This is a genomic window from Pseudoxanthomonas sp. OG2 (genome assembly GCF_014192765.1).
Classification (GTDB): domain Bacteria; phylum Pseudomonadota; class Gammaproteobacteria; order Xanthomonadales; family Xanthomonadaceae; genus Pseudoxanthomonas_A; species Pseudoxanthomonas_A beigongshangi.
The window spans coordinates 758724-784358 of record NZ_JACHYM010000002.1 but is presented as its reverse complement, the minus strand read 5'-3'; the positions used below and the strand labels follow the sequence as shown (position 1 = coordinate 784358).

The window sequence follows — 25635 nt, the reverse complement described above, 5'->3', positions numbered from 1 at the left end:
CGTGCGTTGCGCCTTAGAGCGGCCCGCGCTCCCACGGCCCGGTAATCGCGAAGGTGATACCCGGGGTCTGGATATTGACGAACAGCGTGCGTGATAGCGGATCCCAGCAGGCCCCGCAGAACTCGCTTTCGCGGTAGTCGCCTTCCTCGATCGTCTTGCCGGCGTTGGCGATCTGGGTCGAGGTCACCTGTATGTTGTTCTTGCACAGGTAGAACGATTCGCCGGCCCGGGTCAGGCCGATCAGGCGCGCGCCGGGACCGTACTCGTCCGGACTCTCGCCGCCGTCCTCGCACAGTACGACGCCGCCGCGCGCGCTCACGGTGATGTTGTCCGGATTGTGCGCGGCCAGCTGGTGGCCACTGACGAACAGCGCCTTGATCTGCTGGGTGAACAGATCCAGCACCCATACCGCGCCGTTGCCACGTCCCTTGCGGCCCTGCGCATCGACGCCGGTGCTGGTGTCGACGATGAACATCTTGCCGTAGCTGTACCAGATGCCCTCGCCGCGGCTCATGCGCAGCGCGCCCTCGCTCCAGGCCTGGGCGAACGGACCGCTGAGGGTCTCGCCGGCGGAGATGTCGGGGAAGCCGGCGGGAGCGGCGATGGTGTCCAGATCCGGTTCCGGCACGTCGACCCATTCCAACTGGTAGCGGTCGCCGATGCTGGCCACGGTGAGGTCGGCGTTGCGCTTGCCGCGCACGCGCGCGGCCTGCAGGCGGCCGCCATTTTCCAGCGAGCCGTTGCGGCCTCGCCGATCGTTGGGGACGAAACGGTACAGCCCGGCCTTGTTGCGGTCGTCTTCGGTCAGGTAGACGATGCCGGTGCGCGGGTCCACCGCGACCGCCTCATGGCTGAAACGGCCCAGGCCGACCAGCGGACGGCCGGTGGTGCGCTCGTTGTCCGGATCCACCTCGAACACGTAGCCGTGCTTGCGGCCGGCGCTGGAGGTGGCATCGGTCTTGATTTCCTCGCAGCTCAGCCAGGTGCCCCACGGGGTCAGGCCGCCGGCGCAATTCACCAGGGTGCCGCCCAGGCTGGGCTCCAGCGCGTTCCAGCCGGTACCGGCACGGTAGGTGAGGGTGGTGGTGCCGCCACCGGCCACCTGGCTGCCGTCGACGAGGCCGGTGTCGTACATGCCAGGCGCCTGGATGGGGGCGCCCGCGCCACGTTCGTGGTTGCGGATCAGCACGTATTCCAGCCCACCGTGGCCATGGCCATGGCCACGTCCGTATCCGTGCCCGCGGCCCGGGCGTGCGATCCGGGTGGCGACCACGGCCATGCCGTCATGGCGATCCGGGCAGGGCTGGCCGTCGTCCATGCGATCGCCGGTCCAGCCGAACGAGCGATAGCTGAAGCCGCGCGGCAATTGCAGCAGCGGCAGGCCGGTGGTGCGGTCGGCGACGGGCGCGATGGGCCCGTAGCGACTGGGAACGGGGGACAGCCGCACCGATTCGGTGGCGGCGAGGGCCTGGCGCGAATACAGCGCGCCCAGGCTGCCCATGGCGCCCATGGCCATGGCGGCGGCACTGCCCTTGAGGACGTTGCGGCGGGCAGGATCGAAGACGGTCATCATGCGACTCCAGCTGGCGGGGAGCCGGTGACGCTAGGCACTGCGTGTAACCGCTGGATGACAAAGGCATGACGCTTGCATGCGGTCCGACGAAAGCGTGGCGCCGGTATCATTGCGGCATGAAGAGCAGGTTGATCGCCACCGGCGAACGCGCCCCGGCCTGGGTGGCGCAGGGCTTCGCCGAATACCAGAAGCGCCTTTCGCACTGGCTGCCGTTCGAACTGGTGGAAATCGAGCCCGGCCTGCGCGGCAAGGGCCGGGACCCGCAGCGCGCCATCGAGGACGAGGGCAAGCGGGTGCTGGCGGCGGTGCCGAAGAACGCGCACATCATCGCGCTGGAAGTCACCGGAAAGCCGTATTCCTCAGAACAACTGGCGCAACGCCTGGAACACTGGCGTGGGCAAGGCCGGGATCTCGCCTTCCTGATCGGCGGTCCGGAAGGCCACGCCGCCGACGTGCTGGCCGCCGCGCACGAGAAGTGGTCACTGAGCCCGCTGACCCTGCCGCACATGCTGGTGCGGCTGGTGGTGGCCGAGCAGATCTACCGCGCCGCGGCGATGCTGGCGAATCATCCTTACCATCGCGCTTGAGTCGGATTCATCGAATCTTCGAGACACGCTGCCGCGAGTAATCGCTCGGGCAATCCGCCGAATGGCGTTCAGCATCCTTGCCAAGCGATTGCGGAAAAGTGGAGGCCCGCCGAAGCGGGCCTCTTGATACCTGTGATCGAGCGGATCAACCCGAACGAATCAACGCAGTACAAAATCGATCGGGACCAAACCGTAGGCCTGCACAGCGATGCCGTCGCGAACCGCGGGCTTGAAGCGCCAGTGTTTCAGCACATGCTGACGGGCTTCGCGATCAAGGTTGCGGTTGCCGCTACTGGTCTCGATCACCACTTCCAGCGGTGCGCCATCGACATCCACCAGCACTTTCAGTACGACGGTGCCTTCGATGCCGGCGCGTGCTTCGACCCGCGGATAGGGAGGAGCAGGCGCTGTCACATACTGGAGTTGCGAACCGACCATCGGCGAGGTGTCCGGCGAACCGATATCGCTGGTTGGCGCGGAATCAATCGTATCGCTGGTGGCAGCGATCGTGCCCTGATCGATGATCGGTGCGGTATCGGGGACGTTGGCCGGCGTTGTCACGGCCGGAGGGGTTACCGGAGTGGGAACGCGCTTGTCCTGGGGTGTTGGCTCCACCGGTTGCGGCGGCAACGGCGGCGGCGGAATGGGATCCGCCTGCAGCGGTACCGGTATCCGCTGTTCGACAATCTGCGCGATCTGCGGCGCCGCCATCGGCATCAGCAGCAGGAGGAGGGCGAACACGTGCAGGGCGATGGCCGCGGCGATGGCCAGGATGCGGCCGATGTCCAGACGGGTCGGGGTGCGGAAGGGTAGTGCGCGAACCATGGTCCACCTCCTGAAGGGCTGTGACAGGAACAACGCTCGGCCGCGAGGAGTGGGGTTGCAACGCCCCCGCGCCGCAGTTCCAGACTGTACTCCGCCGTGTGGTGGCCGCAAGAGGGGGGCGACCAAGGTCGAATGAATGCCGTTCCGGACGCCGGAAACGGCAACGGCGCCCGGAGGCACCGTTGCTTGGAGCGGGGTGGCGGGGCTCAGCGGCCCAGTTCGAACACCACGTCCAGGTTCACCGAGAGGGTGGTCTCGCCCGGGGACACCGGGGTGGACTCCATCCGGCCGGCCTTGGCGTCCATCGCCATCGCCATCATCGGCACCGGGCGGAAACCGCCGCCGCCCTCGGAGATGCTGACGATGCGGCGGACCCGCAGGCCCAACGCCTTGGCGTAGGTCTCGGCGCGGGCCTGGGCCTTCTTCAGCGCGGCCAGGCGGGCTTCGTCGTAGACCGGCTCGGGCTGGTCGATTTCGAAGCTGGGGCCGTTGATCTGGTTGGCGCCCACCGCGGCCAGCGCGTCCAGCACCTTGCCCAGCTTGGCGATGTCGCGGACCTTCAGGCTGACCGTGTTGCTGGCCTGGTAGCCGGTGATCTTCGGCGGTTCGTTCTCGGCGTAGCGGTACTGCGGGTTGAGGCTGATGCCGCTGGTCTGGACGTCCTTCTCGGGGATGCCCGCGGCCTTGATGGCGGCGACCACCTTGGCCATCTGCTCGGCGTTCTGGCGCATGGCGGCGTTGCCGTCGGCGGCCTGGGTGACCACGCCGGCGGACAGGGTCGCCACGTCGGGCACGCGCGAGGCCTCGGCCTGCGCCGACACGTTCAGCAGGGTGCCGTCGGCGGGCACGGTGTAAGCGGGAGCGGTCTGGGCTTGGGCGGTCATCGTGACGGTTCCTAGGGCCAGGGACAGGGCGAGCAGCAGCGGGCGGAACGGGTGGTGGCGCATGGGATCTCCTTGTATGCGTCGGTGGCCGGGGGCCAGTGGGAGTGAAGCGTGTTCAGTACACGATGAACGCGTTGTGAGTCGAATCGGGTTTCGCCGTCCACGGGAACACTCAACCGGCGTTCAGTCAGTCGCCTCAGGTTATTCTTTCCCGATGCTGCATCTGGCCTCCCAATCCCCCCGCCGCGCCGAACTCCTGACCCGCCTGGGGCTGACCTTCGGGCGCATTGATCTGGATATCCCCGAACATCGCCAGCCGGGCGAGTCTGCCGAAGATTACGTGCGTCGGGTGGCGCGCGAAAAGGCCGGGGCCGGACTGCTGAAGGTGATGACCGTGCCGGGCGCGGTGGTGCTGGGGGCGGACACCGAGGTGATCCTGGACGACGAGGTGTTCGGCAAGCCGGCCGATGCCGACGACGCGGCCGCCATGCTGCGCCGGCTGTCGGGCCGGACCCACCAGGTGATCTCGGCGGTCTCGGTGGTCGACGCCGGCCGCGAGGAGCAGGCGGTGTCCATTTCCGAGGTGAGCTTCGCCGAGCTTTCGGACGCGGACATCGCCGCCTATGTCGGCAGCGGCGAGGCGATGGGCAAGGCCGGGGCCTACGGCATCCAGGGCCGCGCCGAACAGTACGTGACCCGCCTCTCGGGCAGCTTCTCGGGCGTGATGGGGCTGCCCCTGCACGAGACCGCCCGCCTGCTGCGCGCGTTCGGAGTGCTGGCATGACGGCAGGCGCGGCGCTGGCCGCCCGCCGTCGCTCCCCTTCTTTTCCTTCCAACGGACGGTGACATGAGCGAAGAAATCCTGGTCAATGTCACCCCCCGCGAAACCCGCGTGGCCGTCATCGAGAACGGCATGCTGCAGGAGCTGCACATCGAGCGCGGCTGGCGCCGGGGCGTGGTCGGCAACCTGTACAAGGGCAAGGTGCAGCGGGTGATGCCGGGCATGCAGGCGGCGTTCGTCGAAGTCGGCCTGGATCGCGCGGCGTTCCTGCATGCCAACGACATCGTGCGCCCGGCGCCGGTCGCCAACGGCGAGGCGGTGGAGACGCCGCTGCCGCCGCCGCCGTCGGTGCCGATCATGGACCTGCTGCGCGACGGCCAGGACGTGGTGGTGCAGGTGGTCAAGGATCCCATCGGCAGCAAGGGCGCGCGCCTGACCACCCAGATCAGCATTCCCTCGCGCTACCTGGTGCTGCTGCCCCAGTCGAAGGTGGTCGGGGTGTCGGCACGCATCGAGGACGAGGCCGAACGCCAGCGCCTGAAATCGCTGGTGAGCGATCTTGCGGCGGCGCATGGCGGTCATGGCTACATCATCCGCACCAATGCCGAGGGCCAGCCGGCCGAGGCGCTGGCCGAGGACATTTCCTACCTGGCGCGGGTCTGGGCGCTGGTGGAACAGCGCAGCCGCGATGCCGCGGTGGGTACCTGCATCTACGAGGACCTGACCCTGCCGCTGCGCGCGGTGCGCGACCTGATGCGGCGCGATGTCGAGAAGGTACGGGTGGATTCACGCGAGACCAGCGAGCGGCTGCAGGCGTTCGCGGCCAAGTACATGCCGGTCCTGGCCGAGCGCATCGAGCATTACAGCGGCGAACGTCCCATCTTCGATCTGTACGGGGTGGAAGACGAAATCGGCCGCGCGCTGGACAAGGAAGTGCCGCTGAAATCCGGTGGCTACCTGGTCATCGACCAGACCGAGGCGATGACCACCATCGACGTGAACACCGGTTCCTTCCTCGGCCAGCGCAACCTGGAGGAAACCGTCTACCGCACCAACCTGGAGGCGGCGCAGGCGGTGGCGCGGCAACTGCGCCTGCGCAATCTCGGCGGCATCATCATCATCGATTTCATCGACATGGACGATCCCGAGCATCGCCGCCAGGTGCTGCGCACACTGGAGAAGGCGCTCTCGCGCGATCACGCCAAGACCACGGTGTACGAGTTCTCGCCGCTGGGGCTGGTGGAGATGACCCGCAAGCGCACGGTCGAGAGCCTGGAGCGGCAACTGTCCGAGCCGTGCCCGGAATGCGGCGGCCGCGGCAGCATCAAGACCGCCGAAACCGTCACCTACGAGATCTTCCGCGAAATCACCCGTGCCGTGCGCCAGTTCGAGGCCGCGCGCCTGCTGGTGATCGCATCGCCCAAGGTGGTGGCGCGCATCACCGACGAGGAATCGCAGTCGGTGGCGGAACTGGAGGAATTCCTCGGCAAGTCGATCCGCTTCCAGGCCGACGAGCAATACCTGCAGGAGCAGTTCGATGTCGTGCTGCTTTGAGGCCGGGATTCGGGATTGGGGAATCGTGATTCGCCCCGTCCCCAATCCCCAATCTCCAATCCCGGCTTGCCGCTGATGCCCACCCCGATGCGCCGCCGCCTGCGCCTTGCCCGACGTGGTGCCGTTTACGGCATCGCGATCGTGCTGGTGTGCATGGCCGTGGTGCTGGGCATCGCCAGCCAGGTGCTGCCGCTGGCCGAACGTCATCCCGAGCGTGTCGCCGCGTGGTTGAGCGAGCGGGCCGGGCGGCCGGTGGCATTCGATCGGGTGCAAACCCAGTGGACCCGGCGCGGGCCGCTGCTGCAACTGGACGGGCTGCGGATCGGCGAGGGTGAGGGTGGCGTCCGTATCGGCCAGGCCGAGGTGCTGGTGTCGATGTACGGTGGCCTGCTGCCGGGCCGGTCGTTCACCGAACTGCGCCTGCGCGGCTTGTCGCTGACCCTGCAGCGCGCCGACGACGGCACCTGGTCGGTGCGCGGCTTGCCCGGGCAGCAACAGCCGGGCGGGGATCCGCTGTCCAGCCTGGAGGGGTTGGGCGAACTGCAGATCATCGACGGCCGCCTGGACATCGACGCGCCGTCCATTGGCTGGCAATTGCGGGTGCCCGATATCGACATGCGCCTGCGGGTGAACGGCGATCGCGTGCGGGTCGGTGCGCGTGCGCATATCCGCGCCGATAGCGCGCCGCTCAACGTTGCCGTCGATTTCAATCGTCGCAAGGGCGACGGCCAGGCCTACGCCGAGGTGACCGCCGCCGACATCGGCGTGTGGTCGCCGCTGCTGCGCTACGCGGGTGTGGTGGCCGATTCCGGCAGCGGGCGGCTGCAAGGCTGGATATCCCTGTACCGGCATCGCGTGGTGATGGTCACCGCCGAGGCGCACGTGCAGAAACTGGGCTTGCGCGGTGCGCCGCTGGTGGGGGGCGGGGCGCTGCCGCGCGCGGCCTTCGAACAACTGGACGGCAGGTTGCGTTGGCGCCTGGTCCGGAGCGGCTGGCGACTGGATGCGCCGCTGCTGCGGGTCGGCAGTGGCGAAAGCACGCAGACACTGGACGGGCTGCTGCTGGCCGGTGGTCGCGAGACCGCGCTGGTCGCGCGCCAACTGGATGCGGCGCCGCTGTTCGCGGTGCTGGGGTTGAGCGATCAGGTGGGCGACGACATGCGCCGCTGGCTGGGCCAGGCACGTCCGACCGCGCGGCTGGCACGGGTGGAGGTCGCCGGCAATCGCCAGGGCGGCCTGCGCGCCAGCGGCGAACTGCTGGAAGTCGGCTTCGCGCCGGTCGGCCGCGCGCCGGGAATGAGCGGGCTGGCGGGCGATTTCGAGGGCGACGCCGAAGGCCTGCGCCTGCGCCTGAAACCGGCATCGCGCCTGCAGTTCAATTGGCCCAGCGGATTCGGCGTGGTGCATGACGTCACCCTCGATGGCGAAATCGTCGGTTGGCGCGAAGGCGCCGGCTGGCGCGTCGGCACTCCGGCGTTGCGCGTGCGTGGCAAGGATTACGGCGCGCAGGTGCGCGGCGGCCTGTGGTTCCAGAACGACGGCACCCGGCCGTGGATCGATCTGGCCGCCGATCTCGATCAGGCGCCGGTGCCCGCAGCGCAGCGCTTCTGGGTTCACCACCAGATGCCCAAGGCGGCGGTGGACTGGCTCAACGCGGCGCTGGTCGGCGGCCAGGTGAACAATGGCCGCGCCATCGTCTCGGGCGATCTCGACGATTGGCCCTTCGTCCGCAACAACGGCCGCTTCGAGGCGGTCGCGCGCATCAACGGCGGGCAGTTCAAGTTCCAGCGCGACTGGCCGGCGCTGGAGCAGGTGGACGCGGATGTCGCCTTCATCGGCAACGGATTCTCCCTGGACGGGCACGGCAGCCTGGCCGGCGTGGCGGTCGAGCATTTCAGCGCCGGCATCGCGGACTTCCGCGAATCCAACCTGCGTGTCGACGCCGACACGCACACCGATGCGGGGAAACTGCTGGCGATGCTGCGGCAGAGTCCGTTGCAGAAAACCCATGCCGACACCTTCGCCAATCTGGAAGCCTCCGGCGCCACCCGCGCCAGCTTCCATCTGCTGCAGCCGCTGAAGAAGGATTCGCCCACCCGTCAGCGGATGGAAGGCGAGGTGGAACTGACCGCGGCGAAGCTGGCCGAAAAGCGCTGGAACCTCGCCTTCACCGATGTCACCGGCAAGGCGCGCTACGACAACGGCGGATTCGCTTCCGAACCGATGAAGGTGATGTTGCAGGGCCAGCCCGGCGTGCTGTCGCTGCGCGCGGGCAGCGGCGCGCGGGATCCGCAGCAGGCGTTCGAGGCCGAGCTCGCTGCGCGCCTGGATGCGAAGGAACTGCTGGATCGCGCGCCGGAAATGGCCTGGTTGAAGCCGTACATCGAAGGGCGTTCGGACTGGAACGTCGCGGTCACCATTCCCAAGGGCGCGGCCAGCAACGCGCCCAGCCAGCTGCAGCTGCGTTCGCAGCTGGTCGGCACCGCCCTGAGCCTGCCGGCACCGCTGGAAAAACCGGCATTCGCCGCGCTGCCGACGGTGGTACGCACCTCGATGCCGCTGGGCAGCGGGCAGATCGAAGTCGCGTTCGGCCAGCGCCTGGCGTTGCGCGCGCGCAACAACGGCCAGCAGACCGGCGTGCGGGTGGTGCTGGGGAGCGACAATGTCGCCGAGGCTCCGCCCGCGTCCGGGTTGATCGTCAGCGGCCGCACGCGGCAACTGGATGCGATGGACTGGATCGCGCTGTTCAAGGGTGGCGAGGACGAGGGTGACGACGATGGCCTGAAGTTGCGCCATGTCGATGTCACCGCTACGCGCCTGCTGATGATCGGATCGGTGTTCCCCGATACGCGTCTGCAACTGGCGCCGGCCCCCAATGCACTGGCGGTGACCCTGGAAGGTCCCGCGCTGTCCGGTGGCCTGCTGGTGCCGGAGACGCGGGGCGCCGCGATCGTCGGGCGGCTCTCGCGCCTGTATTGGCAGAACGCGTCGCCCGCCGGCACCGCCACCGCGGCGGCCACGGTCCCGACCAGGGCGGTCGCTGGCGCGCCGATCGGCATGCCCGGCGCGCCGCCGGTACCCGCCGACGATGGCCTGGATCCGTCGGCGATTCCGCCGCTGTCGCTGGACGTCGATGAACTGCGCGTCGGCAGCGCGAAACTCGGCAACGCCCGCCTGCGTACGCGCCAGTTGCCCGCCGGCATGCAGATCGAACAGCTGCAGTTGCGTTCCCCGCAGCACGACATCGACGTGGCAGGTACCTGGCTGGGGAAGGGCGCGCATGCGCGGACCCAACTGCAGGCCAAGGTGGCGAGCCGCGATTTCGGCGCGCTGCTGGCCGATGCCGGCTACGGTGGCCGCATTCGCGGCGGCCACGGCACCGTCCAGGCCACCGCGGGCTGGCGTGGCAGTCCCGGCGCGTTCCGGCTGAGCGAACTGGAAGGCAAGGTCGGCGTGGATGCGCGCGATGGCCATCTGCTGGAACTGGAGCCCGGTGCGGGCCGCGTGCTCGGTCTGTTGAGCGTGGCCGAATTGCGTCGCCGGCTGACCCTGGATTTCAGCGACTTCTTTTCCAAGGGATTCGCGTTCAACCGGATGGAAGGCGAGGTGGCCCTGGGCAACGGCCTGGCCCGCACCGACGCGCTGGTGATCGACGGTCCCGCCGCCGAGATCCGGATCGGCGGCACGACCGATCTGCGCGCCGAACAGTTCGACCAGGTGGTGGATGTGCTGCCCAAGTCGGCCAACGTGCTGACCGCGGTCGGCGCGGTGGCCGCCGGACCGTTGGGCGCGGCGGTCGGCGCGGTCGCCAACGCTGTGCTCAAGCGCCCGCTGGGCGAAATGGGTGCCAAGACCTATCGGGTGACTGGTCCTTGGAAGGAACCCAAGGTGGAGGCCATTTCGCGCGAGCAATCACGCGAACAGGCGCCATCCTCGGCCGCGCGCGCCGGCCTGCCCTGAACCGCGGCGCCCGCACCGCCTTGCGCTGGCCCGTCCCAACCCCCACCTTGCTGCCATGACTGCTTCCCTGACGCTCGCCGAAACCCGCCTTCTGCTGCCTGCCGGCCTCGACCAGCACGGCCTGGACCGCACCTTCGGGGCGCTGCTGGGACCGGGTATCGATTTCGGCGATCTCTATTTCCAGCATGCCCGGCGCGAAAGCTGGACGGTGGAGGACGGCATCGTCAAGGACGGTGCGCATTCGATCGAGCAGGGTGTCGGCGTGCGGGCGATTTCGGGCGAGAAGACCGGCTTCGCGTATTCCGACGATATCAATTCGGTCGCCTTGCTGGACGCCGCGCGCTCGGCGCGCGCGATCGCCCGTGACGGCGCGGCGCATGCGCCACGCGCGCTGGTGCGGGGCGGTGGACGCGCGCTCTACGGCGCGGACGATCCCATCGACGCGATGGACAATGCCGCCAAGGTCGAGGCGCTGCGCACGGTGGACCGTTTCCTGCGCGCGGCCGATCCGCGCGTGCAGCAGGTGACCGTGAGCCTGTCAGGCGGCCTGGATACCGTGCTGGTGGCGCGCAGCGACGGCGTGCTGGCCGCCGACGTGCGTCCGCTGGTGCGCCTGAACGTGCAGGTGCTGGTGGAGCAGAACGGCCGTCGCGAGTCCGGTTACGCCGGCATGGGCGGTCGCTATTCCTATGCCGAACTGCTGGGTGGCGGCCGCCCCGAGGAACTGGCGCGCGAGGCGCTGCGGCAGGCGCTGGTGAACCTGGACGCCATCGATGCGCCGGCCGGCGTCATGCCGGTGGTGCTGGCGTCCGGTTGGCCCGGCGTGCTGCTGCACGAGGCCGTCGGCCACGGCCTGGAAGGCGATTTCAACCGCAAGGGCACCAGCGTCTACGCCGGCCGCATGGGCCAGCGGGTCGCCTCGCCGGGCGTGACCATCGTCGACGACGGCACCCTGCCGGGCCGGCGCGGATCGCTCAACATCGACGACGAAGGCACGCCCACCAACTGCACCACGCTGATCGAAGATGGCGTGCTGGTCGGTTACATGCAGGACACGCTCAACGCGCGCCTGATGGGCATGGCGCCGACCGGCAACGGTCGCCGCGAATCGTTCGCGCACCTGCCGATGCCGCGCATGACCAACACCTACATGCTCGCCGGACAGCACGATCCGGAAGAGATGATCCGCTCGGTGAAGAAGGGCCTGTATGCGGTCAACTTCGGCGGCGGGCAGGTCGACATCACCAGCGGCAAGTACGTGTTCTCGGCCACCGAGGCCTACCTGATCGAGGACGGCAAGGTCACCGCGCCGGTCAAGGGCGCCACCCTGATTGGCAACGGACCGGAAACCATGCAGAAGGTCAGCATGGTCGGCCACGATCTCGCGCTGGACGCCGGAGTGGGCGTGTGCGGCAAGGACGGACAGAGCGTGCCGGTGGGCGTCGGCCAGCCATCGTTGCTGATCGAGGGCCTGACGGTGGGCGGCACCCGCGCGTGAACCGCGGGCGGGTGGACGGCGCCGCGCGGGCGCCGGCACGCGGCTCAGTCTTCGTCGGTGTCCGTATCGCCGGGAGCGTCGTCGCCGTCGGCGAGCAGTTCGCGGATCTCGCGGAACAGTTCGCGGAACGCATGCGGCGGCTTGTTCTTCGCGCGTTCCTCGCCGGCGTTGCGAATCAGCTGGCGCAGGCGCTGGCGGTCGGCCTGCGGGAACTCCTCCAGCAGCTCGCCCAGTGCACTGTCGCCGTCGGCGAGCAGGCGTTCGCGCCACTGCTCGGCACGGTGCAGTTGCGCCGCCTCGCGCCGGGCCGCGTCGCCGCCTTCGTCCATCGCGTCGCGGATCGCGGCCAGGACGTCGTCATCCTCGCGGCGCATCTGCTTGGCCAGGTACTGCAACTGGCGCTTGTGCGCGATGTGCGAGGTGATGCGCTGGGTTTCCAGGATATGCGGCATCAGGTCTTCGGGAATCGGCAGCTTCGCCAGGCGGGCCGGCGTCAGCGCCACCAGTTGTTCGGCCAGGCTGCGCACCTCCAGCGCTTCCTCGCGCTGCTGGGTACGGCTGGGGCTAAAAAATTCGCCGGTTTCGGGGTCGCGTCCGCGCATGGTCGATCTCGGTTGCCGGTCACGCGGCGGTGCCTGCACGGCGCGCCGGGACATCTTTCACGGGGGAGGCCGGGACGTCCGGCTTCCTGCATTGCATAAGGATAAGCCATTGAACGCCATCACCGTTTCCGCCGACGACAGTCTGGCCCGGCTGGATACCCTTGCCGAGCTGTCGCAGCGCCTGCTGGCGGCCGCCCGCGCGCGTGGCGCCAGCCAGGCCGAGGTCAGTTGCAGCGAGGAGCGCGGGCTGAACGTCAACGTGCGCCTGGGCGAGGTCGAGACGGTCGAATCGACCCGTGATCGCGGCATCGGCGTGACCGTCTACTTCGGCCGGCGCAAGGGCAGCGCCAGCACGGCGGATCTGCGCGAGGAAAGCCTGGAGGCCACGGTCGAGCAGGCCTGCGCCATCGCCCGCTACACCGAGGACGACGAAGCCGCAGGGCTGGCCGACGTGGACCGGATGGCGGCGGAGTTCCCCGATTTCGACCTCTGGCATCCCTGGCCGGTGCAGGCCGACGAGGCGCTGGATCTGGCCCTGGCCTGCGAGAACGCCGGGCGCGAAGCGGATTCGCGCATCGGCAATTCCGACGGCGCCTCGGTGGGCAGTTCGGAGAGTCTTTCGGTGTATGCGAATTCGCACGGGTTCGTCGGACGTGAACGCAGCACCCAGCACACCCTGGGCTGCGCGCTGATCGCGGGCGAGGGCGACGGCATGCAGCGCGACGGCTGGTACACGACGGCGCTGGCGGCGTCCGCGCTGGAAGCGGCGCAGGTGGTCGGACGCAAGGCGGCCGAGCGAACCGTCGCCCGGCTGGAACCGCGCACGGTCGCCACCGGCCAGTACCCGGTCCTGTTCGCCGCCGAGGTGGCGCGATCGCTGGTGGGCCACCTGCTGGGCGCGGTGGCCGGTTCGGCGCTGTACCGGCGGGCCAGCTTCCTGCTGGATCACGCCGGCCAGCGGGTTTTCCCGGAATGGTTCTCGATCGAGGAACGTCCGTTCCTGCGCCATGGCTGGCGCTCGGCCGCCTTCGACGCCGAGGGCGTCGCCACCCGCGATGCGCCACTGGTGCGCGACGGCGTGCTGGAGCGCTACCTGCTGGGCAGCTATTCGGCGCGCAAGCTGGGGTTGCAGAGCACCGGCAACGCCGGTGGCGTGCACAACCTGCAGGTCTCGGCCAATGCCGGTGGCTTCGATGAACTGGTGCGCGGCATGGGACGCGGCCTGGTCATCACCGAGCTGATGGGGCAGGGCGTCAATCCGGTGACCGGCGACTATTCGCGCGGCGCGGCCGGGTTCTGGGTGGAGAACGGCGAACTCGCCCATCCGGTCGACGGCATCACCATCGCCGGCAACCTCAAGCAGATGTTCGCGGGCGTGGAGGCGGTCGGAAACGATGTCGATCCGCGTTCGCACGTGGCCTGCGGTTCCATCCTGCTCGGGCGCATGACCGTTGCCGGATCCGATTGACGTGTCTTGACAGGATCCCCCGGGGCCCCGAAAGTGGCCGCCGGGGTTGTTCCATACCATCAACGTCAACAAGGAATGGGGATACACGCATGAGCGAGTTCGAGAACGTCACCGCACCGCCGCCGCCGCCGACTTCGGGAAGCCCGAGTGCGGAAGAGCGTCAGTGGGCCCTGTTCGCACACCTGTCCGCGCTGGTCGGCGGCATCCTCACCTCGGGTTGGGCCGGCAGCCTCGGCTGCTTCATCGGTCCGCTGATCATCTGGCTGGTCAAGAAGGACACCATGCCCTTCGTCAATGACCAGGGCAAGGAAGCGCTGAACTTCAACATCACGGTCGGCATCATCTTCCTGGCGCTGTTCCTGCTGACGATCGTGACCCTGGGCATCGGCGCGCTGATCACGCTGCCGCTGATGGTGATCGTCGGCATCGCCTGGCTGGTGTTCACCATCATCGCCGCGATCAAGGCCAACAACGGCGAAGCCTATCGCTATCCGTTGACGCTGCGCCTGATCAAGTAAGCGAAGTTCGCGAGTCAATGAAAAAGGCCCGGTAAAACCGGGCCTTTTTTTGTGCGCGGATTGCCGCGATCAATGATCGCGGCGGACCGCCAGTTCGCCCAACGCGCGCAGCGCATCGGCGGCCTCGCCGAATGGCGACAGCGCTTCGCGCATCGACGCGTCGAGTTCGTTCAATCGCGCCTTGGCGCCGTCCATGCCGAGCAGGGCCGGATAGGTGGACTTGGACTGGGCCGCATCCTTGCCGGCGGTCTTGCCGAGCTGTTCGGAGCTGCCTTCCACGTCCAGGATGTCGTCGCGGATCTGGAAAGCCAGGCCCAGCGACGAGGCGAATCCGTCCAGGCGTTCCACGACATCCGGCGCGGCGCGGCCGGCCAGGGCTCCGAGGCGGACCGCCGCACGGATGAGCGCGCCGGTTTTCCAGGCGTGCATGCGGGCCAGTTCTTCCAGGCTCTGCTGGCGCCCGGTGGCGTCGATGTCCAGGGCCTGCCCGCCGCACATGCCGGCCACGCCGGAGGCGCCGGCCAGCGCCTGCACCCAGGCCAGCCGGATATCGGCGTCGGCGGGTGCCTGCGCCAGCACTTCGAAAGCACGCGTCTGCAAGGCGTCGCCGGCGAGGATGGCGGTGGCCTCGTCGAAGGCGACGTGCACCGTCGGCCGGCCCCGGCGCAGATCGTCGTCATCCATGGCCGGCAGATCGTCGTGGACCAGCGAATAGGCGTGGATCAGTTCGACCGCGGCGGCGGGCGCGTCCAGCATGGCTTCCGGCGCGCCGGAAACGGCGCCGGTGGCATAGACCAGCAGGGGGCGCATGCGTTTGCCGCCGCCGAGCACGGCGTGGCGCATGGCCGCGTGGAGGCGTCCGGGTGCCTGGTCGGGGGACGGAAGGGCCTGCTCGAGGGTGGCTTCGGTACGCGCGGCCCAGGCCGCGAAGCGGGCCTCAGTTGCCATCGGGCAGCGGCGCGAACGGCTCGGCGCTTTCCGGATTGGCGGGATCGCTGAGCAGCCGGACCCGCAGTTCCGCCTGTTCCAGCGCGGCCTGGCACTGGCGGTACAGGCCGACGCCGCGCTCATAGGCGGCCAGCGAATCTTCCAGGCTGAGGTCGCCGTGTTCCATGCGGTCGACCAGGCGTTCGAGTTCTTCCAGCGACTGTTCGAAGTTCGCCACCGGGGACGCGTCGGGGGTGTTTTTCTTGGCCATGCGGGAAAGTGTGCGGAGCCGCCGCGTGAAGGTCAACGCGCGGCGGTCAGGGCGGCTGCCCGTTCCCAGCGCAGGCTCGCCCCATGCCGGCGCAGCCAATCGTCCAGGCGCGCATCCAGCAACAGGTCGCCGGCCGCGAGCAGTTCGCCGTCGGCGTCCCGCAGCAGCGGCAGCAGGCGGCGTTCCCATGGGGGAATGCCGTCGGCCTGCAGCAGCTTCTTCAGCGCCTGGCTGTGCGCGCGACCGGGCTGGCGCAGGCGCTCGCCGCCCAGACGCGCGCCGACCCGCAGCGGCGTCGGCCAGGCCGCGCCTTCCATGACCAGCCGGTCGCCGGTCGGTAGCCGCAGGGGCTGGTGCGTGTCCCATTCGACTTGCCAGTCGGCCGGCAGCGGAGGTCGCATCGACTCGGCATGCAACAGATCGCGCCAGCGGCGTACGACCGCGCCCCGCCAGCTGAATTCGGCTTCGTCGTCCGCCGCCGCGGCCAGCAGATCCCGCTCGATGTGGCGCACACCTTCGGTAGGGAGGGGCGGCAGATCCAGCTGGCACAGCCAGTGGCGCAGTACGCGGGCGCGCCGCGCGGGCGGGAGCGCAAGCAGGGCGGTCACCGACAAGGCCGCCGGATCCAGCGTGCGGATTGTCGCCAGCGCCAGCGCGTCGTCGCGATCGAGCAGGTCGGCAGTTTCCCGCGCCAACGAAGCGCTGCGCGCGAATGCGGCCGCGGCATGCGGCCAACGCTGTTCCAGCAGCGGCATGACCTGCCGGCGCAGGAAGTTGCGGTCGTGGGTGGTGTGCAGGTTGCTCGGATCATCGATCCACGCCAGACCATGCTGGCTGGCATGGCTTTCAAGCACGGCACGCGAGGTGTCCAGCAGCGGGCGCCAATGCCATCCACCGGCAAAGGCGCGCCAGTCGCGCATCGCCGCCAGCCCATCCACGCCCGAAGCCCGCAGGGCACGCAGCAGGAAGGTTTCCGCCTGGTCCTGCAGGTGATGCGCGGTCACCAGCACCTCGCCGGACGACATCGCCTCGGCGAACGCCGCATAGCGCGCGTGGCGGGCGGCCGCCTCCATACCCTGGCCGGCGTCGGCGGAAACCCGTACCTGCACGATCCGCAACGGAACTTCCCAGGCATCGCAGGTGCGTTGGCAGTGCGCGGCCCAGTCGTCGGCCGCCGACTGCAGGCCGTGATGGACGTGGATGGCGCGAAGGACGCCCTGGAATGCCGGTTCCGCATGGAGGCGGTGCAGCAGGACCGTCGAATCCAGGCCACCGCTGAAGCCGATCAGCAGGGACGGCACGACGGCGGGCGCGGGCGGCAGGGCGAACATGCCGCCCAGTCTAGCCGGCAGGCCTGCGACTCAGCGCAGCTTGTTCAGGATGACGATGATGGCGGCCAGCCAGCAGACACCGACGAACAGGCCCAGAACCCAGTTCTGGTTGACCCCGTTCCGGTGCCAGCGCAGGCGGTTGTAGAACAGGCCCACCACCATCGGCAGGACGAACAGGATGAGCGGAACCAGCCACCATGGATGCAACAGGTCCATCACGTTTTCCCCCGTGAGCCGGCCGGTGCCGGCGATCTCATCCTAGCGCCGTCGGCGCGTCCGCGCCTGCGGCGAATCGTCGCGGGAGGAGGAAGACAAGGCTCAGATCCGGGACGCCACCATGTGCGCCGCCGGAAGTGAAGCGGTGGGCATGGCTCAGGAATTTGTCCAGAATGCCACCGCGCACAAGATTGAAATCAACAGGAGCAATCCGACCATGATCGGCCATGCGCGGCGGCTGCCCGCCTGACCGAACAAGTCAAGCCAATGTGCCAGCAGTTGGGCGATGGCTTCGAACATGGGTGTATCCACGTCGTTGAGGGGCAACGATCATTGAACACCCGGCAGCTCTGAGCGGAAATGACTCCGTTTGTTGGTTCGGCCCGAACGCCAGGGCATTCCAACGCAGTGCTTGCTAGCAGTATTCGCGGTAAGACAGCCAGGACTGCCGTTCTTTACTTGAATCAGGACGAGGGCAGGTTGGCCAGTTCGTTGCGGGCCAACGCGATCCACTCGCGCTGATCGCGCTGGTAGTACTTCGGCAGGGCGTCGGAGCGGGTCAGGATTTCCTGGAATACCGCGCGGGCGCGAACCAGATCGCCCTGGCGCTTGAGCAGCAGGCCATAGCGGGCACGCGCCTCCTCGCCGGGATGGCCCTGCACGACGGCTTCGTATTCGTGCAGGGCGGCGGTCGCATCGCCCAGGTCTTCCACGGCGCGCGCATACAACAGGTGCCCGTCTGAGGACCGGAAGTTCGGATTGGCGGCGATGAGCGCGTCCAGGGTCGTGCGCGTCTCGCGTGCCTTGCCCTGTCCGTACTGGGCCTTGGCCAGGCCGAGCATCAGGTCCGGATCCGTGCGGTACAGGCCCTTGAGCGCGTTGCCGAACAGATCCTCGGCGCGGGCGAAATCCCCGCTGCGCAGGCATTCCTCGGCCAGTTGGCGACGGGTTTCCGGTGTATCGGAAAGCCCCAGCTTGCGATCCGCCTTGCGCTTCTCGTGCTCGGGATCGATGCGCGAGCGCACGCTGCGCGCGGCCCGGCGCGCCGACGGGTTGTGGCGCAGATCCGGCAGCACTTCGGCGATGAAGTACACCAGCACCGCGATGTACGAAAACAGCAGCAGGATGAAGACCCAGTACAGCGGCCGTCCGGTGCGCACGACGTGCACGCAGCAGGCGACCTGGAGAATCAGCGACAGGATGATGAACGGGCTCATGCGGCTTGGCGTATGGCGGGAATGAAAGGCGCATCAGTGAACCGAGCGCATGTTTTCGCGCTCGGAAGGCAGAAACGCATACACGACGATACGCGACCGACCACCGGCACCAGCAGCAGGGCAGATATCCATTTCTGCCAGCTCATCGCGTTTGCCCTCAGGCGGCCTCGTAGGCCCCGTAGCTGCGCAGGCGCTCGTAACGGCGCTGCAGCAGTTGTTCGACCGGAATCTGTTCCAGCGCGTCCAGTTCGTTGAGCAGGACCGCCTTCAGCCGGGTCGCCATCTGGCGCGGATTGCGGTGGGCGCCGCCGATGGGTTCGCGCACCACCTTGTCCACCAGGCCGAGCGAATGCAGGCGCTTGGCGGTCAGGCCGAGCTGCTCGGCGGCGTCCTTGGCCTTGTCGGCCGACTTCCACAGGATCGAGGCGCAGCCTTCCGGGGTGATCACCGAGTAGGTGCTGTATTCCAGCATCAGGGTGCGATCACCCACGCCGATGGCGAGCGCGCCGCCGGAGCCGCCTTCGCCGATCACGGTGCAGATCACCGGGACTTTCAGTTCCGACATCTCCAGCAGGTTGCGCGCGATCGCCTCGGACTGACCGCGTTCCTCGGCATCGATGCCCGGCCAGGCGCCGGCGGTGTCGATGAAGGTCAGCACCGGCAGGCGGAAGCGTTCGGCCAGCTTCATCAGCCGCAGTGCCTTGCGGTAACCCTCCGGCTTGGGCATGCCGAAGTTGCGCTTGATCTTTTCTTTGGTATCGCGGCCTTTCTGGTGGCCGATGATCACCAGCGAGCGCCCATTGATGCGGGCCAGGCCGCCAACGATCGCCTTGTCGTCGGCGAAGGCGCGATCGCCGGCCAGTTCCTGGAACTCGTCGCAGATCACGCGCGCGTAATCCAGGGTGTAGGGGCGGGCCGGATGGCGGGCCAGCTGCGATACCTGCCACGGGGTCAGGTCGCGGAAGATCTGGGCGGTGCGGACGCGCAGCTTGTCCTGCAGGGCATGGACTTCGGCATCGACATTCACCGCCGGTCCCGCGCTGGCGTTGCGCAGCTCCTGGATCTTGGCTTCCAGATCGGCGATGGGTTGTTCGAAATCGAGGTAGTTCGGGTTCATCAAGCGGGCCGTGGGCCGGAAAGGGGGGAGTTTATCCCAGCCGGGGCCTCCATACCGAGCCGTGCAGTACGGTCCGGAGCCCGGAACCGGGCCTCAGTGGTTCTGCGCCCAGGGGCGGCCCACCGCCAGCTTGACCGCGCGCACGCCAGGGGTGGCCCGCAGCGCGTCGACCAGTTCGGTATCGACCCGCACCGACAGGCTGCCATTGACGTCAAGCATGCCGGCGGTGGCCGACTTGCCGGAGGGCAGCACCAGATCCAGGCGCAGGGGCGTGTTGCCGGGGCGGTGGCGGGCGAGCAGGGCTTCCACCCGCGACCACAGCCCCGGTTCGCGCAGGTCCAGCCGCAGCGACAGCCGCTGCGCCTGCTGCGTGCACAGCTGCGAGTAGTCCCAGCACTGGCGGATGCGCAGGCTGAAGCCGCCGTTGAACTCGTCCTCGCGCAGGCCGCCCTTCATGATCAGGATGCGGTCGCGGGTCAGCAGCGGGCCGAACTCGGCCATCGCGTCGGAGAACGCACTGCATTCGATGCGGCCGCGGCCGTCCTCCAGTTGCACGAACACCTGGCTGTCGCCCTTGCGGCGCACGCCGACCACCTGGCCGGCGATCAGCGCGCTGACTTCCGGGCGCCAGCCCTTCTTTTCGCCCGGCGACTGGTTGCTCCAGAGTTTTTCCAGATCACCCAGGTCGCTGCCGACCAGGGCGCGCAGATCCTCGCGATAGGGATCCATCGGATGCCCGCTGAGGTAGTGCCCCAGTGTCTCGCGCTCGCCATTGAGCAATTGGCTCAGCGGCCACTCGTCCGATTCGGTCAGCACCACTTCCAGCGCGGGCGCGGCATCGCCGCCGCCGAACAGCGAGCTTTGTCCGGCCGCGCGCTCCTTGGCCAGTTGATCGGTGGCCTTCAGCACTTCGGGCAACTGCAGCATCAGCGAGGCGCGATTGCGGCCCAGCGCGTCAAGCGCGCCGGCATTCACCATCGCTTCCAGCGCGCGCCGGTTGAGCTTGGAGGAATCGACCCGTTTGCAGAAATCCAGCAGGTCGCGGAATTCGCCGCCCTGCCGGCGTTCGGCGACGATCGTCTCGCACAGGCCCTGGCCGACGCCCTTGATGGCGCCGATGCCGTAGCGGATGGTGCGCGGATCGGTCGCCTCGAACATGTAGTCCGAGTGGTTGATCTCCGGCGGCAGCACGGTCAGCGACAGCCCGCGCGCCTCGTCCAGGAAACCGACCACCTTGTCGGTGTTGTCCATGTCCGAGGACAGCACCGCGGCCATGAACTCGGCCGGATAGTGGCACTTCAGCCACGCGGTCTGGTACGACACCAGCGCGTAGGCCGCGGCGTGCGATTTGTTGAAACCGTAGCCGGCGAACTTCTCCATCAGGTCGAAGATTTCGTCGGCCTTCTTCTCGTCGACGCCGCCCTTGCCGGCGCCCTCGCGGAAGATCTCGCGGTGCTTGGCCATTTCGGCCGGCACCTTCTTGCCCATCGCGCGACGCAGCAGGTCGGCGCCGCCGAGCGAGTAGGCGCCGACGATCTGCGCCATCTGCATCACCTGCTCCTGGTACACCATGATGCCGTAGGTGTCCTTCAGGATTGCTTCGGTGCGCGGATCGGGATACTCGACTTCCTCGCGCCCGTGCTTGCGGTCGACGAAGCTGGGAATCAGGTCCATCGGGCCGGGTCGGTACAGCGATACCAGCGCGATCAGATCCTCGAAGCGGTCGGGCTTGGCGTCCTTCAGCAGCCGGCGCATGCCGGAGGATTCGAACTGGAACACCGCGCCGGTGTTGCCGGAAGCGAACACCTGGCGATAGGTGGCGGCGTCGTCCAGCGGAATCGTCGCGATGTCGATCGGCGGCACGCCCGCGCGTTCGTGGCGGCGGTTGATGGCCTTGACCGCCCAGTCGATGATGGTCAGCGTGCGCAGGCCGAGGAAGTCGAACTTCACCAGGCCGACTTCCTCGACGTCGTTCTTGTCGAACTGGGTGACCGGGTTCCGGCCCAGCATGCCCTCGTCGTGTTCGGCGAACAGCGGGCAGAAGTCCGACAGCGGCGACGGCGCGATGACCACGCCGCCGGCGTGCTTGCCGGCGTTGCGGGTCAGGTCTTCCAACTGGCGCGCCAGGTCGATCAGATCGCGGACATCGTCCTCGCTGTTGTAGCGTTCGATCAGCTCCTGCGAGGCCATTTCGCTGTTGCCTTCGCCCATCGCATCCTTCAGCGTCACGCCGAGGATGTTCGGGATCAGCTTGGCGACGCCATCGACCAGACCGTAGGGAAAGCCCAGCACGCGGCCGGCGTCGCGCACGACCGCCTTCGCCGCCATGGTGCCGTAGGTGATGATCTGGCTGACCCGGTCGCGGCCGTACTTGCGCGCGACGTAGTCGATCACCTCGTCGCGCCGGTCCATGCAGAAGTCGATGTCGAAGTCGGGCATCGACACGCGTTCCGGGTTGAGGAAGCGCTCGAACAGCAGGTTGTAGGGCAGCGGATCCAGATCGGTGATCTTCAGCGCCCACGCCACCAGCGAACCGGCGCCCGAACCGCGGCCCGGACCGATCGGGATGCCGTGGTTCTTGCCCCACTGGATGAAGTCGCCCACGATCAGGAAGTAGCCGGGGAAGCCCATCTTGATGATGGTGTCCAGCTCGAACTCCAGCCGTTCGAAGTAATCCTCGCGGGACTTGCCGGGGGCGAGCGGGTTCTTCTCCAGCCGTTCTTCCAGGCCGGTCCGGGCCTGGCTGCGGATCCAGCTGTCCAGGGTCTCGTTTTCCGGCACCGGATAGGCGGGCAGGAAGTAGGTGCCCAGCCGCATCTCGATGTTGCAGCGCTGCGCCAGCGCCAGCGTGTTGTCGATGGCGTCGGGCACGTCGGCGAACAGCGCGGCCATTTCCTCGGCCGACTTCATGTACTGCTCGGGGCTGTACTCGCGGGGCCGCTTCGGGTCGTCCAGCACGCGGCCGGAGGCAATGCACACGCGCGCCTCGTGCGCGTCGAATCCGTCCGGCGACAGGAACCGCACGTCGTTGCTGGCGATGACTGGCAGGCCGCGCTTGGCCGAAGCGTGCAGCGCGAAAGCGTTGAACGCCTCCTCGCCATCGCGCTGGGTGCGGGTCAGTTCGAGATGCAGATCCTCGCCGAAACTGCGTTGCCATTCGGCCAGGTGCTGCTCGGCCAGTTCATGCCGTCCGCTCAGCGCCAGCCGGCCGGCGTGGCTCTGGCGGCCCATCAACGCGAACAGACCCTGGCGATCCTCGTGCAACCACTGCGGATCGATGGCGACGCCGTCGTTGCGGTGACCTTCCATCCACGCGCGGGTGAGCAGGCGCGACAACGACAGGTAGCCCTCGCGATCCCGGCACAGCAGGGTCACCGGCCACGGCGTCTCGTTGCCCTCGGCCACCAGCACGTCGGCGCCGGCGATCGGCTTGATGCCGACGCTTTCGGCGGCCTTGTAGAACTTGACCAGGGCGAACAGGTTGTTGCGATCGGTGACCGCCAGCGCCGGCATGCGCAGTTCCACCGCGCGGCTGAGCAGGTTGGCCTGCTTGGCTTTCTTGGGGTCGGCCTGATCCGGCTTCTCGGGCACGCGGATGATCGAATCCGCCATCGAGAACTCGGTGTGCAGGTGGAGATGAACGAAGCGGGAGGACATGCCGGCTCGGAAGACTGTCCGGGCAGGTTACCGGCGGGGGTGGGGAGGGGCAAGGCTTGACATCGGCGCCCGGGCCGGCGAGCCCGGGCTGCCTGGGCGCATGGCGGGCGCGAAGCGTCCCGGCGGCCGGCTCAATGCACCCGGAACACCGCCGGTTGCGCGGGCGCGTAGCTGGTTTCACGGACCTGCCGATGGTGTTCGCGCAGGGCGCATTCCTCCTCGCGTGCGTGTTCCCAGTCGTGCCGATCGAACGGGAAGGCGCCAACCTCCGCATGTCGCAGGTTCGACTCGACATCGCGCAGACGCAGGAAATCATCGTGGGCCTCGACCTCCCGCCACAGGCGGGGCCAGGACAGGTCCGATGGCAGGGCGCCCATCGGCTGTCCGGCAGGCTGGGCGAGTCGCGCCAGCACGGCGGCCAGGCCAGCCCTGATCGCGGGCTCGCAGTCCCAGGCGGTGTCTTCCAGCAGCGCCGCGATGCGTTGCGGACCGTCGATGCCCGGCGACGGTGCATCCGGACAGATCCCGCGTACCAGCGCGGCCAGGTGTTGATGGGAGGCGGGGCCGTTGCCGGTGCGGGAGCCGCAACGGGATTCGGGGGACGGCGCTCCGGGTTCCGGAGCGGCATGGTCGGGATGCAGGTTCATGGCAGTTCTCGCGAGACCGTCGGGGGCCGGGGCGTGTCACCGTGATCCTTGGAAGACGGCATTCCTCATGGAGGAGATGCGATAACAGCCTGCAGGGTTGCGAGGATTGTTTCGACTGCTGGAAGTCGGCGTGACCAAGGACAGGGCGTCCTGTTCATCCGACCGGCGGCGGGGAGGCGCGGGAACTCCGCGCTCAGGCCATGCCGTGCGCTTCCAGCGCGACGCGAACGGGCGCGAAACTGCGGCGGTGCAGCGGGCAGGGGCCATGCAGGGTGAGCGCGGCCAGGTGCTCGGGCGTGGAATAGCCTTTGTGGTTGGCGAAACCGTACTGCGGGAACTGCGCGTGCAATGCCACCATCGCGCGGTCGCGGGTGACCTTGGCGAGGATGGATGCGGCCATGATCGCGGCATCGAGCCGATCGCCGCCCACCAGCGCCTCGGCCGGACACGGCAGGCGGGTGGGAATCCGGTTGCCATCGATGCGCGCGAGTTCGGCCGCCGGCTGCAACGCGCGAACCGCGCGTCGCATGCCTTCCATCGTGGCCTGCAGGATGTTGAGCGTGTCGATTTCCTCGCGCTGCACCAACTCGACCCGCCAGGCGAGCGCGCGCTCGATGATCAACGGATACAGCGCCTCGCGCTGGACTTCGGTCAGTTGCTTGGAATCGTTGAGGCCGTCGATGGGGCGATCCGGATCCAGGATCACCGCCGCCACCGATACCGGTCCGGCCAGCGGGCCGCGGCCGGCTTCGTCCACGCCGGCGATCAGGCGGAACACGGGGGCGGGAAACAGCGAACCGTTCGGAAGCATGACGCGATTCTAGCGGATGCCCGCGGGCGCGGCGGCCGGTTCCAGCAGCTCGGACACCGCGTCGGCGGCGCGCGCGGAAGCATCCTGGCGCAGTTGCTCGTGCAGGTGCAGGTACTTCGGTTGCAGGGCGGCGGCTTCCTGCGGCGCGCGGAACCAGTGCAGCACGGCATCGGCCAGTTTGTCGGGCGTGCAGTCGTCCTGCATCAGTTCCGGCGCCAGGTCCTCGCCTGCCAGTACGTTGGGCAGGGCGTAGCGCTCCACCTTCAGCAGGCCCAGCGCCTTGACGATGCGATAGGTCATCGGCGCGACCTTGTAGCCCACCACCATCGGGCGCTTGGCGAGCATGGTTTCCAGGGTCGCCGTGCCGGAAGCCAGCAGGACCACATCGGCCGCGTACAGCGCGGTACGGGCATGGCCGTCGAGCAGATGCAGGTTCGGCACGGCCAGTTGCGGATCGGCGAGCAGGGTTTCCAGTTGTTCGCGGCAGGCGGCGTTGGCGGCCGGAACGCACACGCGCAGTTCCGGTACTACGCGCGCGACGCGCTGCGCCGCTTCCAGGAAGGGCGGCGCGAGCCGCTGGATTTCACCCAGCCGGCTGCCGGGCAGCAGGGCCAGCACCGGCGCGTCGGCCGGCAGGTCCAGCGCCCGCCGGGCGGCGGCGCGGTCCGGTTGCAGCGGCATGTCGTCCGCCATGGGATGGCCGACGAAGCGCGCATCGACGCCATGGCGGGCGTAGATGGGCGGTTCCATCGGGAACAGGCACAGCACGCGGTCGGCGCTGGCGCCGATCTTCTGCGCGCGCTTCTCGCGCCAGGCCCAGACGGAGGGGCTGACGTAATGCACGGTGCGGATCCCGCGCTGCTTGAGCCAGCGCTCCACGCCCAGGTTGAAGTCGGGGGCATCGATGCCGATGAACACATCCGGCCGCCAGGCCAGCACGCGCTCGCGGAACGCACGCCGCAGCTTCAGCAGGCGGGGCAGGTGGCGCAGTACCTCGGACAGGCCCATCACCGCCAGTTCGCCCGCGTCGAACCAGGTCTGGCAACCTTCGCGGCGCATGCCATCGCCGCCGATGCCGGCGAATTCGGCGTCGGGCCAGCGTTCGCGCAATGCGGCGATGAGGCCGGCACCCAGCCCGTCGCCGGAGGCCTCGCCGGCCACCAGCGCGATGCGCGGGCGGCGCGCGGGGGA

At 68.5% G+C, this 25635-nt stretch carries 21 protein-coding genes and 1 pseudogene; 7 read left to right on the top strand and 15 right to left on the bottom strand.

Annotated elements, in window-relative coordinates; genetic code table 11:
* Window positions 1-13 precede the first annotated feature (13 nt).
* Window positions 14-1570, bottom strand: coding sequence for an alkaline phosphatase PhoX (locus tag FHW78_RS16705; RefSeq protein ID WP_183643240.1), 1557 nt, complete (start codon window positions 1568-1570; stop codon window positions 14-16).
* Between the two features lie 119 nt (window positions 1571-1689).
* On the opposite strand from FHW78_RS16705, the gene rlmH reads away from it, so the two are divergent.
* A complete protein-coding gene (gene rlmH, locus FHW78_RS16700) occupies window positions 1690-2160 on the top strand; it encodes a 23S rRNA (pseudouridine(1915)-N(3))-methyltransferase RlmH (RefSeq protein ID WP_183643237.1) in 471 nt (156 codons plus the stop codon).
* 159 nt (window positions 2161-2319) lie between these two features.
* On the opposite strand, the gene FHW78_RS16695 is transcribed toward rlmH, so the two are convergent.
* Together FHW78_RS16695 and FHW78_RS16690 are read right to left on the bottom strand one after the other, a co-directional pair.
* Window positions 2320-2985, bottom strand: coding sequence for an energy transducer TonB (locus FHW78_RS16695; RefSeq protein ID WP_183643234.1), 666 nt, complete (start codon window positions 2983-2985; stop codon window positions 2320-2322).
* Between the two features lie 206 nt (window positions 2986-3191).
* Window positions 3192-3932, bottom strand: a complete 741-nt coding sequence (locus tag FHW78_RS16690; protein WP_183643231.1) for an SIMPL domain-containing protein — start codon at window positions 3930-3932, stop codon at window positions 3192-3194.
* Window positions 3933-4083: 151 nt separating this feature from the next.
* Here FHW78_RS16690 and FHW78_RS16685 point away from each other — a divergent pair, with 151 nt between their 5' ends.
* The 4 genes from FHW78_RS16685 (at window position 4084) to tldD (ending at window position 11662) form a co-directional block, all read left to right on the top strand.
* Window positions 4084-4653, top strand: a complete 570-nt coding sequence (locus FHW78_RS16685) for a Maf family nucleotide pyrophosphatase (RefSeq protein WP_183643229.1) — start codon at window positions 4084-4086, stop codon at window positions 4651-4653.
* Between the two features lie 63 nt (window positions 4654-4716).
* The gene (gene rng, locus FHW78_RS16680) at window positions 4717-6204 is read left to right on the top strand and encodes a ribonuclease G (RefSeq protein ID WP_183643226.1); all 1488 of its coding nucleotides are present in this window, start codon (window positions 4717-4719) and stop codon (window positions 6202-6204) included.
* Window positions 6205-6279: 75 nt separating this feature from the next.
* On the top strand, window positions 6280-10164 hold the full coding sequence (locus FHW78_RS16675; protein ID WP_183643223.1) for a YhdP family protein: 3885 nt from the start codon (window positions 6280-6282) through the stop codon (window positions 10162-10164).
* Window positions 10165-10219: 55 nt separating this feature from the next.
* A complete protein-coding gene (gene tldD, locus FHW78_RS16670) occupies window positions 10220-11662 on the top strand; it encodes a metalloprotease TldD (RefSeq protein WP_183643220.1) in 1443 nt (480 codons plus the stop codon).
* Window positions 11663-11706: 44 nt separating this feature from the next.
* On the opposite strand, the gene yjgA is transcribed toward tldD, so the two are convergent.
* The gene (yjgA, locus tag FHW78_RS16665) at window positions 11707-12264 is read right to left on the bottom strand and encodes a ribosome biogenesis factor YjgA (protein WP_183643218.1); all 558 of its coding nucleotides are present in this window, start codon (window positions 12262-12264) and stop codon (window positions 11707-11709) included.
* Between the two features lie 109 nt (window positions 12265-12373).
* Between yjgA and pmbA the strand changes: the two genes are divergently transcribed.
* Entirely contained in the window at window positions 12374-13732 is a 1359-nt protein-coding gene (pmbA, locus tag FHW78_RS16660; RefSeq protein ID WP_225562206.1) for a metalloprotease PmbA, read from the top strand.
* Window positions 13733-13821: 89 nt separating this feature from the next.
* Window positions 13822-14250: a DUF4870 domain-containing protein gene (locus tag FHW78_RS16655; RefSeq protein WP_183643213.1), complete on the top strand. Its 429-nt coding sequence runs from the start codon at window positions 13822-13824 to the stop codon at window positions 14248-14250.
* A 69-nt stretch (window positions 14251-14319) separates the two neighbouring features.
* On the opposite strand, the gene FHW78_RS16650 is transcribed toward FHW78_RS16655, so the two are convergent.
* The 11 genes and pseudogenes from FHW78_RS16650 to lpxB form a co-directional block, all read right to left on the bottom strand.
* Window positions 14320-15198 (bottom strand): farnesyl diphosphate synthase, encoded by an 879-nt coding sequence (locus tag FHW78_RS16650; RefSeq protein ID WP_183643211.1) that lies wholly within the window; start codon window positions 15196-15198, stop codon window positions 14320-14322.
* Window positions 15188-15448, bottom strand: a complete 261-nt coding sequence (locus FHW78_RS16645; RefSeq protein WP_183643207.1) for an exodeoxyribonuclease VII small subunit — start codon at window positions 15446-15448, stop codon at window positions 15188-15190. The genes FHW78_RS16650 and FHW78_RS16645 overlap by 11 nt, the downstream gene beginning before the upstream one ends.
* A gap of 32 nt (window positions 15449-15480) precedes the next feature.
* Window positions 15481-16779, bottom strand: a complete 1299-nt coding sequence (tilS, locus tag FHW78_RS16640; protein ID WP_183643204.1) for a tRNA lysidine(34) synthetase TilS — start codon at window positions 16777-16779, stop codon at window positions 15481-15483.
* Between the two features lie 30 nt (window positions 16780-16809).
* Window positions 16810-16995, bottom strand: coding sequence for a hypothetical protein (locus FHW78_RS16635; protein ID WP_183643201.1), 186 nt, complete (start codon window positions 16993-16995; stop codon window positions 16810-16812).
* Between the two features lie 156 nt (window positions 16996-17151).
* Window positions 17152-17295, bottom strand: coding sequence for a hypothetical protein (locus tag FHW78_RS16630; protein WP_183643198.1), 144 nt, complete (start codon window positions 17293-17295; stop codon window positions 17152-17154).
* 164 nt (window positions 17296-17459) lie between these two features.
* The gene (locus tag FHW78_RS16625) at window positions 17460-18212 is read right to left on the bottom strand and encodes a tetratricopeptide repeat protein (RefSeq protein ID WP_183643194.1); all 753 of its coding nucleotides are present in this window, start codon (window positions 18210-18212) and stop codon (window positions 17460-17462) included.
* A 157-nt stretch (window positions 18213-18369) separates the two neighbouring features.
* Entirely contained in the window at window positions 18370-19329 is a 960-nt protein-coding gene (locus tag FHW78_RS16620; RefSeq protein WP_141453570.1) for an acetyl-CoA carboxylase carboxyltransferase subunit alpha, read from the bottom strand.
* A gap of 93 nt (window positions 19330-19422) precedes the next feature.
* Window positions 19423-22986: a DNA polymerase III subunit alpha gene (gene dnaE / locus FHW78_RS16615; protein ID WP_183643191.1), complete on the bottom strand. Its 3564-nt coding sequence runs from the start codon at window positions 22984-22986 to the stop codon at window positions 19423-19425.
* Window positions 22987-23117: 131 nt separating this feature from the next.
* Complete coding sequence (locus FHW78_RS16610) at window positions 23118-23633, bottom strand: hypothetical protein (RefSeq protein WP_183643188.1); 516 nt, start codon at window positions 23631-23633, stop codon at window positions 23118-23120.
* 193 nt (window positions 23634-23826) lie between these two features.
* Entirely contained in the window at window positions 23827-24444 is a 618-nt protein-coding gene (rnhB, locus tag FHW78_RS16605; RefSeq protein WP_183643185.1) for a ribonuclease HII, read from the bottom strand.
* A gap of 9 nt (window positions 24445-24453) precedes the next feature.
* Window positions 24454-25635, bottom strand: a pseudogene (lpxB, locus tag FHW78_RS16600) (lipid-A-disaccharide synthase); the annotation flags it as partial.

Bases quoted from the DNA above. Each gene is read 5' to 3' on its own strand.
- FHW78_RS16705 (WP_183643240.1), bottom strand. From the start codon at position 1,570: ATGACCGTCTTCGATCCTGCCCGCCGCAACGTCCTCAAGGGCAGTGCC.
- rlmH (WP_183643237.1), top strand. From the start codon at position 1,690: ATGAAGAGCAGGTTGATCGCCACCGGCGAACGCGCCCCGGCCTGGGTG.
- FHW78_RS16695 (WP_183643234.1), bottom strand. From the start codon at position 2,985: ATGGTTCGCGCACTACCCTTCCGCACCCCGACCCGTCTGGACATCGGC.
- FHW78_RS16690 (WP_183643231.1), bottom strand. From the start codon at position 3,932: ATGCGCCACCACCCGTTCCGCCCGCTGCTGCTCGCCCTGTCCCTGGCC.
- FHW78_RS16685 (WP_183643229.1), top strand. From the start codon at position 4,084: ATGCTGCATCTGGCCTCCCAATCCCCCCGCCGCGCCGAACTCCTGACC.
- rng (WP_183643226.1), top strand. From the start codon at position 4,717: ATGAGCGAAGAAATCCTGGTCAATGTCACCCCCCGCGAAACCCGCGTG.
- FHW78_RS16675 (WP_183643223.1), top strand. From the start codon at position 6,280: ATGCCCACCCCGATGCGCCGCCGCCTGCGCCTTGCCCGACGTGGTGCC.
- tldD (WP_183643220.1), top strand. From the start codon at position 10,220: ATGACTGCTTCCCTGACGCTCGCCGAAACCCGCCTTCTGCTGCCTGCC.
- yjgA (WP_183643218.1), bottom strand. From the start codon at position 12,264: ATGCGCGGACGCGACCCCGAAACCGGCGAATTTTTTAGCCCCAGCCGT.
- FHW78_RS16655 (WP_183643213.1), top strand. From the start codon at position 13,822: ATGAGCGAGTTCGAGAACGTCACCGCACCGCCGCCGCCGCCGACTTCG.
- FHW78_RS16650 (WP_183643211.1), bottom strand. From the start codon at position 15,198: ATGGCAACTGAGGCCCGCTTCGCGGCCTGGGCCGCGCGTACCGAAGCC.
- FHW78_RS16645 (WP_183643207.1), bottom strand. From the start codon at position 15,448: ATGGCCAAGAAAAACACCCCCGACGCGTCCCCGGTGGCGAACTTCGAA.
- tilS (WP_183643204.1), bottom strand. From the start codon at position 16,779: ATGTTCGCCCTGCCGCCCGCGCCCGCCGTCGTGCCGTCCCTGCTGATC.
- FHW78_RS16635 (WP_183643201.1), bottom strand. From the start codon at position 16,995: ATGGACCTGTTGCATCCATGGTGGCTGGTTCCGCTCATCCTGTTCGTC.
- FHW78_RS16630 (WP_183643198.1), bottom strand. From the start codon at position 17,295: ATGTTCGAAGCCATCGCCCAACTGCTGGCACATTGGCTTGACTTGTTC.
- FHW78_RS16625 (WP_183643194.1), bottom strand. From the start codon at position 18,212: ATGAGCCCGTTCATCATCCTGTCGCTGATTCTCCAGGTCGCCTGCTGC.
- FHW78_RS16620 (WP_141453570.1), bottom strand. From the start codon at position 19,329: ATGAACCCGAACTACCTCGATTTCGAACAACCCATCGCCGATCTGGAA.
- dnaE (WP_183643191.1), bottom strand. From the start codon at position 22,986: ATGTCCTCCCGCTTCGTTCATCTCCACCTGCACACCGAGTTCTCGATG.
- FHW78_RS16610 (WP_183643188.1), bottom strand. From the start codon at position 23,633: ATGAACCTGCATCCCGACCATGCCGCTCCGGAACCCGGAGCGCCGTCC.
- rnhB (WP_183643185.1), bottom strand. From the start codon at position 24,444: ATGCTTCCGAACGGTTCGCTGTTTCCCGCCCCCGTGTTCCGCCTGATC.